Source organism: Mesorhizobium sp. G2-6-1 (genome assembly GCF_055809095.1).
Genome location: NZ_CM147896.1, coordinates 1,912,023 through 1,925,362, shown reverse-complemented (window position 1 = coordinate 1,925,362; position 13,340 = coordinate 1,912,023). Strand labels below are relative to the sequence as shown.

At 57.1% G+C, this 13,340-nt stretch carries 10 protein-coding genes and 1 pseudogene; 6 read left to right on the top strand and 5 right to left on the bottom strand.

Translation table 11 applies throughout. The features are described 5' to 3' along the window. Window positions 1–151: 151 nt before the first annotated feature. The 4 genes from AC0L7S_RS09255 to argH form a co-directional block, all read right to left on the bottom strand. Complete coding sequence (locus AC0L7S_RS09255; protein ID WP_473474046.1) at window positions 152–2,713, bottom strand: TIGR02302 family protein; 2,562 nt, start codon at window positions 2,711–2,713, stop codon at window positions 152–154. A gap of 120 nt (window positions 2,714–2,833) precedes the next feature. Continuing rightward, window positions 2,834–4,099: a diaminopimelate decarboxylase gene (lysA, locus tag AC0L7S_RS09250; protein ID WP_473474045.1), complete on the bottom strand. Its 1,266-nt coding sequence runs from the start codon at window positions 4,097–4,099 to the stop codon at window positions 2,834–2,836. 18 nt (window positions 4,100–4,117) lie between these two features. Continuing rightward, window positions 4,118–4,324: a hypothetical protein gene (locus AC0L7S_RS09245; RefSeq protein WP_473474044.1), complete on the bottom strand. Its 207-nt coding sequence runs from the start codon at window positions 4,322–4,324 to the stop codon at window positions 4,118–4,120. A 67-nt stretch (window positions 4,325–4,391) separates the two neighbouring features. Continuing rightward, window positions 4,392–5,792, bottom strand: a complete 1,401-nt coding sequence (gene argH / locus AC0L7S_RS09240) for an argininosuccinate lyase (RefSeq protein ID WP_473474043.1) — start codon at window positions 5,790–5,792, stop codon at window positions 4,392–4,394. Window positions 5,793–5,824: 32 nt separating this feature from the next. Between argH and tlpA the strand changes: the two genes are divergently transcribed. The 5 genes from tlpA (at window position 5,825) to AC0L7S_RS09215 (ending at window position 11,034) form a co-directional block, all read left to right on the top strand. Next, complete coding sequence (gene tlpA / locus AC0L7S_RS09235) at window positions 5,825–6,508, top strand: thiol:disulfide interchange protein TlpA (protein WP_473474042.1); 684 nt, start codon at window positions 5,825–5,827, stop codon at window positions 6,506–6,508. A 148-nt stretch (window positions 6,509–6,656) separates the two neighbouring features. Beyond that, complete coding sequence (ugpB, locus tag AC0L7S_RS09230) at window positions 6,657–7,967, top strand: sn-glycerol-3-phosphate ABC transporter substrate-binding protein UgpB (RefSeq protein WP_473474041.1); 1,311 nt, start codon at window positions 6,657–6,659, stop codon at window positions 7,965–7,967. Between the two features lie 187 nt (window positions 7,968–8,154). Then, complete coding sequence (gene ugpA / locus AC0L7S_RS09225; protein ID WP_473474040.1) at window positions 8,155–9,039, top strand: sn-glycerol-3-phosphate ABC transporter permease UgpA; 885 nt, start codon at window positions 8,155–8,157, stop codon at window positions 9,037–9,039. A 78-nt stretch (window positions 9,040–9,117) separates the two neighbouring features. Next, window positions 9,118–9,966: a sn-glycerol-3-phosphate ABC transporter permease UgpE gene (gene ugpE / locus AC0L7S_RS09220; RefSeq protein WP_473474039.1), complete on the top strand. Its 849-nt coding sequence runs from the start codon at window positions 9,118–9,120 to the stop codon at window positions 9,964–9,966. Between the two features lie 3 nt (window positions 9,967–9,969). Then, on the top strand, window positions 9,970–11,034 hold the full coding sequence (locus AC0L7S_RS09215) for a sn-glycerol-3-phosphate import ATP-binding protein UgpC (RefSeq protein ID WP_473474038.1): 1,065 nt from the start codon (window positions 9,970–9,972) through the stop codon (window positions 11,032–11,034). A gap of 31 nt (window positions 11,035–11,065) precedes the next feature. Here the strand turns inward: AC0L7S_RS09215 and AC0L7S_RS09210 are convergent. Continuing rightward, window positions 11,066–11,826: pseudogene (locus AC0L7S_RS09210) on the bottom strand (lytic murein transglycosylase). 391 nt (window positions 11,827–12,217) lie between these two features. Here AC0L7S_RS09210 and AC0L7S_RS09205 point away from each other — a divergent pair. Further along, a complete protein-coding gene (locus AC0L7S_RS09205; RefSeq protein WP_473474037.1) occupies window positions 12,218–13,165 on the top strand; it encodes a lysostaphin resistance A-like protein in 948 nt (315 codons plus the stop codon). The last annotated feature ends 175 nt before the right edge of the window (window positions 13,166–13,340 follow it).

Here is a 13,340-nt window from a genome sequence, read left to right as displayed (position 1 = left end):
GCCGGTTTTTCGGATAAAAAGCAGTTTTTCGTGCGATTTCCGAGGAAAAATAGCGCATTTTCAGCGAAATAATGCTCGGTTTTCAGGCAAAATTCGAGAAACCCACGGCAAAATTCGCAAGTTTTGGCCCGCTCGAAGGCCGCACTGACACTTATTTCAGCTCCAGCAATCGCTCAAGATAGCTGCGTTCGATGTCGGGGCTCAAGGCATTGCCCAGCCGCTTGCGGATAGCTTCCAGAATCCGGCGGGCCCGTTGCACGTCGATCTCATCGGGCACCTTCACGGAATCGCCAAAGTCCGGCCCCTGCGTGGCGCGTGGCCGTCCCAACGGGTCGCGGTCCGCATTTTGCTGGCGGCCGCCTTGCTCGCTGCCGCCCTGATCGCCCTGCATTGCCTGCAATTGCTGCATCATCGACTTGGCGCCTTGCCGTAATGCCTCAAGCGCGCGCCCCTGATGGCCGACGGCGCGTTCGCCTTCACCTTGACCGAGCGATTTCTCGGCGTCGCCCATCGATTTACCCGCTTGGCCGAACCCCTCATTTGGTTCAAGCCCCATGCCCTCCAGGTCCTTTTTCAGTTTCCCCAGTTCGCTTTGCAGCTTGCCTTGGCCCTCCTGCAACTGCTTCAGCGCATCGGCAAATTCCTGCGGCGTCATCGGCTTGCCGTCTTGCGATTGACCTTGTTCGCCCTGCTGGCCGTCCTGCCCCTCTTGTGGTTGGCCGCCATTCTCGCCGCGCTGCATCCTGTCCATGCGGAACGTTTCGTTCATCATCTCCTGCTGACGGCGCATGATCTCGCCCAGCTTGTCCATCTGCTGGCGCATTTCACTGTTTTGCTGGCCTTGTTGCCCTTGGCGACCGGCCTGCAGATTGTTCATCATGTCTTCCAGTTGCGACAGCAATTCCTGCGCCGTATCGCGGTCGCCCGCTTTCGCTAGGTTCTCGATCTGGTCCATCATCCGGTCAATGTCGCTCTGGCTGAGTTCCTGACCGTTTTGCGGAGATTGCGCCGATCTGGAGTTCTGTTGCTGGCGTTCTGCAAATTCACGCAGGAAATTGTTCATCGCCTGACGCAATTCCTGCATCAGTTTTTCGATTTCCTCGTCACTCGCACCGTTTTGCAAGGCGTCCTTCAACGCCTGCTGGGCCTGGCGCAAGCGTTTCTCTGCCGCCGAAAGATCGCCTTCCTCGATGCCGAGCGCGACGTCCCACAGATATGCCACCACATCGCGCAACTGGTCGTCGCTGGAAGCCATTTTCAGACGGGTCCGCGCGCTCATGATCGCGAGGAAATGCGCCATATTGTCGAACGTGTCTTCAGGCCGCAGCGTGATAGCGTCCATCAGGTCAAGCACTTGGGGCTTGGCGTTTGCGTCGAGGCCAAGCATGCGGCGCTGCTCGATGACGGCCCGCGCTAACGGGTTGGTGAAGGTACGTGCCGCCATGACCAGCGACTTCACTTCACTTTGTCCGCTCTGACCGGCATGATCGCTCGCCACCAGTTTCAGCTTGATGTTGCTTCCCGCCCAGACATGTTCGGTCAGGTCCTTGGTGGTCTTGGCCTCGTTCGCCTTGCTGGCGCGACGCGGCAGCGCCAAAGGCATCTCTGGTGGGCCATAGAGTGGATGCGCATTCGCTGGTTGTGGATCGGCCAGCGTGAATTCCGCCTTGGCCGACGCTGCACCGTAATCATCGTCAATCTTGTAGTTCAGCGTGAGACTGCCATTTCCGGCCCGCTTGGGCTCTCCGGCAAAGCTGATTTGCGGCGGCTGGTCCGGTGTTACCGCAAATGTCCAACGGCCCTGTTCCGTGCTGCCCGATTTCAGCACGAGCGTGCCGTTGGCGTCGAGCTTGCTGGCAAACTGGCGCACCGTCGAAACGGACGAGGCCGCAGCCTTCGCGTCCGCTGCCACGGCTGCTGCTGACCCGGACGGTTCGATAATGCGCGTTTGGCCATCGGCCGCGACATAATTCAGCGTTTCATCTCCCGAACCGCCAGTGACGCGCACCGTCATCGCGCTGTCTTGCGGCACCGTGAAACTGTCGGTCGTCTGATTGGCGCCGGCCGTCAGGAAGATCGGTGCCTTGCCGGTATAGGTCGGCGGTGTCACCCACGCATCAATGCGCGCGAGGATCGTTTCATGCGCTGCACGCGGGCGAAACCCGTCGGCAACGCTGCCGCCAAGAGGCCCGAACGAGAAAGCAAATGCGGTGACAAAAAGCAGTGCAGCGACCGCACGAACTCCCCATGGATCCCGCTCGGGTACCCGCGTATGGGGCAGGTCCGCACCAACCCGGTCAAGCTTTGCCGCCATCCGTTTTTGATGTTCGCGCCACAATGTTTGTGAAAAGCTTGTTTCAGAACCGCTCAACCGGTCGCTCTGCACGAGAACCGGGCTATGCAGGAGGTTGTTGGCGTCTTCGATACGCCGGTCCACCTCGGTATTTCTGGGTGCCCGGAAAAACCGTAACGGATAAAGGCAAGCGAGGCCAGCCACGCCGAAAAGCCCCACAATGCCGATACGCACCACGTCCGGCAGTACCGCAAAAAGCCCGAACCATGAGAGGCTGACATAAAGGCTCAAGACAATGACAAACGGCAGAACAAGCGGCCAGCCACGTTCGACGATCATGGCAACGCGCGTTACCGATCGGCTAAGTGTCAGCCGTGCAGATAGGCTACTGATATTGTCCGTTACGGGTCGCTCTGTCATCGGCCCTTCGGGTTTTCGCCTTTCAGGTGCCGGCCGGGATGGCGCGGCCTCACATCACCGATAATACCAACAAACACGGCAAAGGCGAGGCGGCCTCCCGTAAACGTGAACGGCGCATGTTTAAAGCCAGTCAGGAACCAAATCCTGACCGATCAACGCCTCGTAGCTCTGGCGCTGGCGCACCACCGCAAAGCGGTCACCGTCAACCAGCACTTCAGGCACCAGAAGGCGCGTATTATAAGTTCCCGCCTGCACCGCACCATAGGCACCGGCTGTGCCAACGGCGATCAAATCGCCTGCTTTCATGCGTGGCAAGTCGCGGTCCAGGCCCAGAAAATCACCGGTTTCGCAAACCGGCCCGACCACGTCCACTGTCATGCGCTGGTTGTCGCCAGCAGGCTGGATCACGGGGCGGATATCGTGAAAGGCCTCGTAGAGCGTCGGGCGAATCAGATCGTTCATCGCCGCATCGACGATGAGAAAATTCTTCGCGTCGCCTTCTTTCACGTAAATCACTTCGGAGACGAGAATGCCGGCATTGCCGACAATCAGGCGGCCCGGCTCGAACATCACCTTCAGGCCAAGCTGGGTAATGTGCTTTCGAACGATCGCCGCATAGGCATCTGGCAGTGGTGGCGGGCTGTTGTCCACGCGATAGGGGATGCCAAGGCCGCCGCCAAGATCGACATGGCTGATGGTATGGCCATCCGCGCGCAAAGTTGTGACGAGTTCGACCAGCAGCGCAAAGGCATCGTCAAAGGGTTGCAATTCGGTAATCTGGCTGCCGATATGCGTGTCGATACCTCGCACAGCCAGCCCCGGAAGAGCCGCCGCGCGGGCATAAACGGCACGGGCATGTTGCCAGGGAATGCCGAACTTGTTTTCCGCCTTGCCGGTCGAAATCTTCTTGTGAGTCTTGGCATCGACATCGGGGTTGATCCGCAGCGACACCGATGCGGTCTTGCCAAGTGCGGTAGCGCGGGCTGACAGCTGTTCGAGTTCAGGCTCGGATTCGACGTTGAAACAAAGAATTCCGGCCTCAAGTGCGAAATCCATCTCACGCGCTGTCTTGCCGACACCTGAAAACAGGATCTTGCTTGCCGGAATGCCTGCCGCCAATGCGCGCCGCAATTCGCCTTCCGAGACGACATCGGCGCCAGCACCGAGCTTGGCCAATGTCTTGAGCACGGCCTGATTGGAGTTCGCCTTCATGGCATAGCAAACCAGTGAATCAAGACCGGCAAAGGCTTCTGAAAAGACGCGGAAATGGCGCGTCAGCGTGGCCGTCGAATAACAATAGAACGGCGTTCCAACCGCTGCGGCGATCTCGGGGATCGCCACATTCTCGGCATGCAGAACACCGTCGCTATAGTCGAAATGGTTCACGAAAATTTGTCCGGGGTATCAGATGAGCGGATCGAGTATGAAGGGCTTGTCCGTTTCCGGTTTGGTGGGTTCGGGCGGCACCGGTTCCTTGGCTTTTTCTGCGTCGCTGCGGGCCTGCACCGCCGCCTCATAGGGCGTGTCGAGACCGGACTTTCGCCCACAGGCCGTCACCGTTGCCATCGCCGCCAGAAGCGTAAGCGCCACAAATATCCTGCCTGCGGTCATTGTTTCATCCGTCCGTGTATTTCATGCGATGCTTTTAGCGAAGTTCCGCGCGCTTTGCACCCCGCCATCATGCCTTGGCCAGCCGCTTTTTCCAGTACCTGATCTGCTTGCGCACCTGTGATGGCGCGGTACCGCCAAAGCTTTCGCGACTTTTGACCGAATTCTGCACCGAAAGCACAGAGAAAATATCATCCGTAATGCCTGGATGGATCGATTTCAGTTCATCCAGGGATAGTTTTTCAAGCCCCACCTTGTTGGCTTCCGCCAGTGCTACGGCGCGGCCCGTGACATGGTGCGCCTCGCGGAATGGAATACCGAGTGTTCGAACCAGCCAGTCGGCAAGATCGGTGGCCGTCGAATAGCCCGAGCCCGCGGCTTTCTTCATGGCAGCAACATTTACCGTCATGTCGCCAACCATGCCCGTCATCGCGGCCAGCATCAGATCGAGCGTCTCGGCGGCGTCGAATACCGCCTCCTTATCCTCCTGCATGTCCTTGGAGTAGGTCAGGGGCAGGCCCTTCATCACCGTCAGCAATCCGATCAGATGCCCGTTGATGCGTCCCGTCTTGGCGCGCACCAGTTCTGCGGCGTCCGGGTTCTTCTTTTGCGGCATGATGGAAGAGCCGGTCGAATAGCTGTCGGACAGGCGCACAAAACCGAATTGTGGCGTCGACCAGATGACGATTTCTTCCGCCAGTCGCGAAAGATGGGTTGCCGAAATGGCGGCAATCGACAGAAATTCCAGCGCATAATCGCGATCTGATACACTATCGAGCGAATTGCGCGTCGGCTCGCGAAAATCAAGGGCATTGGCCGTCATTTGCCGGTCGATGGCAAAGCCGGTTCCCGCCAATGCGGCAGCCCCAAGCGGGCTCTCATCCATGCGTTCGATGGCATCGCGCACCCTTGACAGGTCGCGTGCGAACATTTCCACATAGGCCATGCAATGATGGCCGAAGGTCACTGGCTGCGCGGTTTGCAGATGGGTAAAGCCCGGCATCACGGTTGCCGCGTGGTCTTCGGCGCGCTCCAGAAAAGCGCCTATCAGGCCCTTCAAGGCCTGGCTGATACGTTGGAGTTCGTCTTTGACCCACAGCCTGAAATCGACGGCCACCTGGTCATTGCGCGAGCGCGCCGTATGAAGGCGACCGGCGATCGGGCCTATCAGTTCGCCAAGTCGCGCCTCGATATTCATGTGGATGTCTTCGAGCCGGCTTGAAAATTCGAACGTCCCGCTCTCGATTTCTTGCAAAATCGTGTTCAATCCGTGAGCGATTTTCTCTTGATCGGCAAGAGAAATAATGCCCGTCTTGGCCAGCATCTCGCTGTGGGCGACGGAGCCTCGGATATCTTGCGCATAGAGTTTACGGTCGAACGAAATGGACGCGTTGATCGCCTCCATGATCGCAGCCGGACCCGAGGCAAAACGTCCCCCCCACATCTGGTTGCTGGCCTTCTTGTCGTTCATGGCTATAACCCGCATTCTGGAGATATTCGAAAATGGCAGACGGCAAAAATTCATTCCCCACCAGACGCCTTATCCTCGCCGCCCTGGTCATGGGCGCATTGGCGGGCGCGGTCGCGGTATATGTCAGGGAAGGGCTTTCTGGCAACAACGCAACGCAACAGGTGGCGGCGGTCGGTCAGTCGAGCGATGACCTGCAATGCGCGGCCAAGGCAGATAGCGCCAAGGCGATAGCGGCAGCCGCGACCGGACAGGTGGCCGCATTGTTGCCTGCAGATCCTCCTCAATCGCTCAAGGCGCTCGCTTTCAATGGGCCCGACGGAAAACCGTCAAGTCTTTCTGATCATGCTGGCAAGACAGTTCTGCTGAATTTGTGGGCGACCTGGTGCGCGCCTTGCCGTGCCGAGATGCCCGCACTTGATACGTTGCAAAAGAACATGGGCTCGGACTCCTTCGAGGTTGTCACCGTCAATGTCGATTCCGGAGACGACACCAAGCCCAAGGCGTTCCTCAAGGAAGTTGGCGTCAGCAATCTCAATTATTACAGCGACCATACGATGGCGCTGTTCAATGACGTCAAGGTGCGTGGGCTGGCGCTTGGCCTGCCGGTAACGATGTTGATCGACCCGCAAGGTTGCCTCATCGCGCACATGAACGGACCTGCTGAATGGGCTGGCGGCGATGCCCAACGCGTCATCAAGGCAGCTCTCGGCAGCTGATGTTTTCTTCGTGATGGTCCGCCGGAAAATCACCGGCAGCTAATGTTTCACTGGCATGCAATAAAACCATTGTCTGCCTGTCACAATCGAACCATACTCCCTGTTGCGGACCAGCTCCTCAACCGCCAACGATAATCGGGAGACGAAGATGAAAGTTCTTGGCCTAGCAACCGGCATTGCCGCCTCGCTCGCCCTCTATTCCACAACCTCGGCCCTTGCAGCTACCCAGATCAGCTGGTGGCATGCCATGACCGGCGCCAACGCCGAAGTGGTCGAAAAGATTTCAAAGGATTTTAACGCCAGCCAGAGCGACTACGAGATCGTTCCGGTTTTCAAAGGCACCTATCCGGAAGCCTTGAACGCCGGTATCGCCGCTTTCCGTGCGGGTCAATCACCTGACATCATTCAGGTTTTCGACGTTGGCACCGGCGTCATGATGGCCGCCGAAGGTGCGGTCAAGCCGGTCGCTGACGTGCTTGAAGGCGCAGGTTTGAAATTCGACAAAAGCGCCTATCTTCCCGGCATTGTAGCCTACTACTCCAAGCCGGACGGCACCATGCTGTCCTTTCCCTACAATTCATCCTCGCCAATCCTCTACTACAACAAGGATATTTTCCAGAAAGCCGGTCTCGATGTCGACAACCCGCCAAAAACCTGGAACGAGGTTTGGGATGCGGCCAAAAAGATCAAGACAAGCGGTGCGGCTCCATGCGGCTACACCTCGACATGGTTGACATGGATTCATCTCGAGAATTTCGCCGCCTGGAACAATGTTCCATACGGCACCAATGAAAACGGACTTGCCGGTGGCGAGGTCGAACTCAAGCTCAATGCACCGATTTTCGTCAACCACTTCCAGGCGCTTGCCGATCTGGCCAAGGATGGCACATTCAAATATGGCGGCCGCACTTCAGAAGCCAAGCAGATTTTCCTTGCTGGCGAATGCGGAATTTTGACCGAATCGTCCGGCGGACTGGGCGACATCGTCAAGTCAGGCATGAATTATGGCATCGGTCAGTTGCCCTATGATTCTGATGCGCCCGGTGCCCCGCAAAACACCATTCCCGGTGGTGCCAGCCTATGGGTAATGGGCGGCAAGTCCGACGAGCAGTATAAGGGCGTTGCCGCTTTCTTCGATTATCTTTCGAAAACCGAAGTGCAGGAATATCTGCATCAGAAATCAGGCTACCTGCCTGTCACGCTCGCAGCCTATGAAGCCACCAAGAAGTCAGGCTTCTATGACAAGAACCCCGGCCGCGAAACGCCGATCCTGCAAATGATGGGCAAAGCGCCAACCGAGAACTCCAAGGGTGTTCGCCTCGCCAACCTGCCACAGGTGCGCGATATCGAAAACGAGGAGTTCGAGAAAATGTTGGCCGGCGAACAGAGCGCCCAGCAGGCGCTCGACAGTGTGGTCCAGCGCGGCGATGCAGCTATCAAGGATGCGATGGGGAATTAGGCACACCCTCGTTTCTCATGATTCTACCCTGCTGCATCGCGCCTCTCAGGCTCGCCAGTCGCTTCTCTCACAAAGGAAGAGGCTGGCGGCTTGCCGCTACATTATTGTCCGCTCATTTCAAGGAGCGCTACACCGAACGCAGGGCTGCACGGCCACATGGTGAATGCCGCAACATGGGGCATTTGCCATGAGTTCGCGTGTCGTCTTTCCAAATCGATATCTGCCCTATCTGTTGGTTGCGCCGCAGCTCGCCATCACGCTGATTTTCTTCTATTGGCCGGCGGGGCAGGCGCTTTATCAATCGATGCTCAAGGAAGACCCATTCGGCCTGAGATCGAGATTCGTCGGTTTGGCCAACTTTCGAAAAGTGCTGTCTGATCCAGCCTATGTCAATTCGATCCAGGTGACGGTGGTATTCTCGCTGGCCACCGCATTCGTTGCCATGAGCGTAGCGTTGCTGCTTGCCGTCATGGCTGAAAAGGTGGTGCGTGGTAAGGGCTTTTACCGCACGCTGATGATCTGGCCATATGCGGTAGCACCGGCGATTGCCGGTATGCTGTTTCTCTTTCTCTTCAATCCGTCGATCGGCTCGCTGGCCGTCCTGTTGCGCAGGGCAGGAATTGCCTGGGATCCTCTACTCAACGGCACCGACGCGATGATGCTGGTCGTCACAGCCGCGTCATGGAAGCAGATCAGCTATAATTTTCTGTTCTTTGTTGCCGGCCTGCAAGCAATACCAAAGGCATTGATCGAAGCTGCCGCGATGGACGGGGCAAGAGAAACCAAGCGCTTCTGGACCATCGTTTTTCCATTGCTTGCGCCGACCACTTTTTTCCTGCTGGTCATCAACACGACCTACGCATTTTTCGACACCTTCGGCATCATCCACGCCGTTACCGGCGGCGGTCCGGGCAAGTCTACGGAAACGTTGGTTTACAAGGTCTACAATGACGGCTTCGTCAATCTGATCCTCGGCGATTCCGCGGCACAGTCGGTGATCCTGATGGCCATTGTCATCTCACTCACCGCAATCCAGTTTCGCTACGTGGAAAAGAAGGTCCATTATGGCTGAGAGACAAACCGCCACCACAGCCTTCCATAAAAACGGGCCAGTGAGAACGCACTGGGATCGCACACGCAGGCTGACCAGATGATCGGCTCGACACGCACCCGCACCTTCATCGCCCATGCGGTGCTGATCCTCGGCATCCTGATCGTGGCTTTCCCGATCTACTACACCTTCGTTGCCTCGACGCACACATTGCAAACAATCCTGCGTCCTCCCCTGCCCCTCCTGCCCGGTGGAGAATTTTGGCACAATTATGTTGACGCGCTAACCGGCGGCGTTACCCGCATCGGCGGTGTCGGTGTCGATGTGCTTTTGTTCAACACCACGGTGATGGCCCTGGGTATTGCCATCGGCAAGATCATCATTTCGATCCTGTCGGCCTATGCCATTGTCTTTTTTCGCTTTCCGCTGAGGATGGTGTTCTTCTGGCTCATTTTCATCACGCTGATGCTCCCCGTGGAGGTCAGGATCCTGCCAACCTACAAAGTCATGGTCGATCTTGGCCTGGTCGATACCTATGCCGGCCTGATCATTCCCCTGATCGCCTCTGCAACCGCCACGCTGTTGTTTCGCCAATTCTTCATGACCATACCCGGCGAACTGGTCGAGGCCGCGCGCGTCGATGGTGCTGGCCCCTGGCGTTTCTTCTTCGATATCCTGCTGCCGTTGTCGCGCACCAATATCGCAGCACTTTTCGTCATTCTCTTCATCTATGGCTGGACGCAATATCTGTGGCCGCTCCTCGTCACCAACAGCAATGAAATGAACACCATCGTCATTGCTCTGAGGAAAATGGTGTCGTTCGCCGATGCCGATACCCAGTGGCATCTGGTCATGGTCACTGCCATGCTTGCAATTGTACCGCCGATCCTCGTCGTCGTAGCCATGCAGCGCTGGTTTGTTCGCGGCCTCGTGGATTCGGAGAAATAGCCGATGGCGACAATTGATCTCAAAGATGTGAAGAAGGTCTATCCCGGCGGGGTCGAAGCCGTGAAAGGCGTTTCCATCGCCATACCCGACAAGGAGCTATGCGTTCTGGTCGGACCGTCCGGCTGCGGAAAATCGACATTGCTCAGAATGATTGCGGGGCTTGAAACCATTTCCGGTGGCACCGTCTCCATCGATGGTCAGGAGGTCAACGAGATCAGTCCTACTGATCGTGACATCGCCATGGTGTTTCAAAATTATGCGCTTTACCCGCACATGAAGGTTTACGACAACATGGCTTACGGTCTGCGCAATCGCGGTACGCCGAAAGCCGAGATCGAAAGCCGGGTGTGCGCAACCGCCAAAACACTCGAGCTTGAACATTTGCTTGACCGGCGTCCGCGTGAACTCTCAGGCGGGCAGCGCCAACGCGTCGCCATGGGGCGTGCTATCGTGCGCAACCCCAAAGTCTTTTTGTTCGATGAACCGCTCAGTAATCTCGACGCCAAACTGCGCGGCCAGATGCGTGTAGAGATCAGGAATTTGCAGCGCTCGCTTGGTGTCACATCGGTCTATGTCACGCACGACCAACTCGAAGCCATGACGCTTGCCGATATTCTGGTTGTCATGAATGGCGGGCTGGTTGAGCAGGTCGGCGCACCGCTTGATATTTATGAAAAGCCCGCCTCGACCTTTGTCGCCTCATTTATCGGCGCACCACCGATGAACCTGCTGTCATTCACACAAGCAGCGTCCGGGCCGGTATTTGCCGATAAAACACAGCTTGGCATACAAGCATCGGCAACCAGTGCAGTTATAATCGGCTTTCGCCCCGAAGACGCAGATGTAAGTTCGGACGCACAGGCCCACGCCGGTGCGCTGACATTGCCGGCAACCGTCAAGGCAGTCGAACCGGTAGGCGCGGAAAGTTATCTTCATTGCGTGGCATGGGGCAACGATATCGTCGTTCGCGTTGCCGGGCGTACCACTGTTAAAGTTGGCGACAGCCTGCGCGTGGTCGCACAGGCTGAAAAATTGCATTGGTTCGATAAAGCCGGAAAGCGGGTTTGACCTCCGCTTCTCCGTCACGCGGGTTGCTGTTTTAGTTAGCAATCCTGTGTGCAAACTCGGCCAGGGCCTTCTGGTAGATCGTTGCCCGATTCCAGTCGTTCCAGATCCTGTAATTGGTTTGGCCCGGTCTGTAACCACCGCCAGCACTCCACCCATGTCCACGAAGGAAATTGGCAGTCGAAGCCAGTACGTCCGCGCGCGAATGAATGAGATCGCGACGGCCATCGCCATCGTAATCGACCGCAAATTGCAGATATTTGGACGGCAAAAACTGCGTCTGGCCGAGTTCGCCAAAGCCTGCGCCCTTCATTTGCGCAGCGGAGATGTAGCCTTTCTGGGCAATTACCAACGCTGAATCCAGTTCATGGGTGAAGAAGGCCGAGCGGCGGCAATCATAGGCGAGCGTAGCCAGGGGCTGAACACACTCTTGTTGCCGGAGTTTGCGCCGAAACCTGTCTCCATGCCCCATATGGCCAGAAGAACCTCCGGCTGCACACCGAAGCGAGCCTCGATCTTGCGCAGCAGCTTTCCTTGCGACTTCATATAGCCCTTCGCCTTCCTGACGTAGGAAGCGGGCGCACGGCGGGCGAGAAATTGCTCGACAGTCCCTCTGAACGCCTTGTGCTGGCTACGGTCGATGCGAATAACACCCTTATCGTATCTGGCTCCGCGCAACGGGCCGGTGTCGATACCGCGTGCGCCTGCGTCGGCTTTATAGGCCGCAAGCCATGCGTTAAATCCGTTTCCGTTGTTACCGCATTTTCCGGCGGCTTGCGCGCCGGTGGCAATCATAAGCAGCCCAACTGCGGCTGCAGCAAAAACTTTCCCTTGGCAAGAAATGCCATATTGTTCTCCTGGTTGCCTGAATCACGTCGTTGCTTGAATCACGTCCCGGCGCGAATTTGCCAGTGAAACCCTGACTTGTCACCGCCGTTTGACCATATTCCGTGGAATCGATGCTCTCTGTCCCCGGATCAAGCGCAAATTATGGCATCACGGTTAGCGTCTCGTAGCATTGTTAACACAACGCCGTTCGATTTCGCGGCGGGAGAATTTCGAGCCTGCACGACAGCCAAGCACCCACGAAACCATTTACCTTGCCAGCGATTGCACTGAGCAAACCATTCAACTTTGCCGATGCATGCGCTAGGCATGCGCCCTGACACAATTTTCGGGGGCGTGCGTGGGGATCGATTCGGAAGCTTTCAGGCGGTATTCCCGCTCGTCAAACGAGAAAAACACCTTGCCACGCCTTCTGGTTGGCCTGGTCATCATCGTCATATTCTGGGTGCTTGCGACGCTCGCTGCCATCACGGCAGGCGTCTATTTCTATTCCATGCGCCAAGTGAATGCGGGCATGGAATTGCCGACGGAACTGATGAAGACCTTCATGTCTTCACCGGCGGGCATTCTCACCGCACTTCTGTCATTTGCCGGAATCTGGATCGGTGTCTGGGTTGCCATGCGCTGGGTACACAAGGAACCTCTTGGCGCACTATTCGGCAACACTCTCCACATTTCATGGCCAGCTTTTCTCAAAGGGCTTGTTGCTGTCTTCATCACCTCGCTTTTTTCCGAGGTGCTGCTCTTCATGATGCAGCCTGATATTCAGCGCGGAACCATCGCCCTGACTTCATGGTTGCTGTTCCTGCTTCCGATAGCGGCACTAACTTTTCTGCAAACCTCGTCGGAGGAACTGCTGTTTCGCGGCTATCTGCCGCGCGGCCTCGCAAACCGTTTTCGCAGCCCGCTCATATGGGGCCTGTTGCCGCTTCTCATATTTGTTTCGTTGCACTGGAGCACGACCTCGACACCTTCCATGAATTTTGCCGGTCTGGCCTCCATAGGCGCGTTCGCGCTGGTTCTGATGATCCTCGTTTACATCACCGGCAACCTTGGCGCTGCCTTCGGTGCCCATCTCGGCAATAATCTCACCGGCTTTCTGCTGATCTCGCATCAGGAAAGTTACAACGCCTTTTCGTTATTTACGGCAATGCCGCTTGAAGGGACGGGCTGGACGACCGGCGACGCTTTCCTCATCACTGCAATCGGCTTTGTGTCCAGTGCGCTTACGCTGCTCTTGCTCATGCACCCGCGCTCACCGCTCAAGGTTGCAGTGGACCACGGTTAGTGGCGACAAACCCGCCGCGCTCTTGACTCTTTGCTGCTTTTCTTGTCTACACCAGCGAAATTCCGCGACGACTGAATTTCGCGAAAGCTGACCGGGACGCTGTGGCCTTTTGGCCTTGAGCTGTAAAACGATCCTGGAGGCCAACATCCGGCAGCGCCATGCGCCCCCGGGTGCT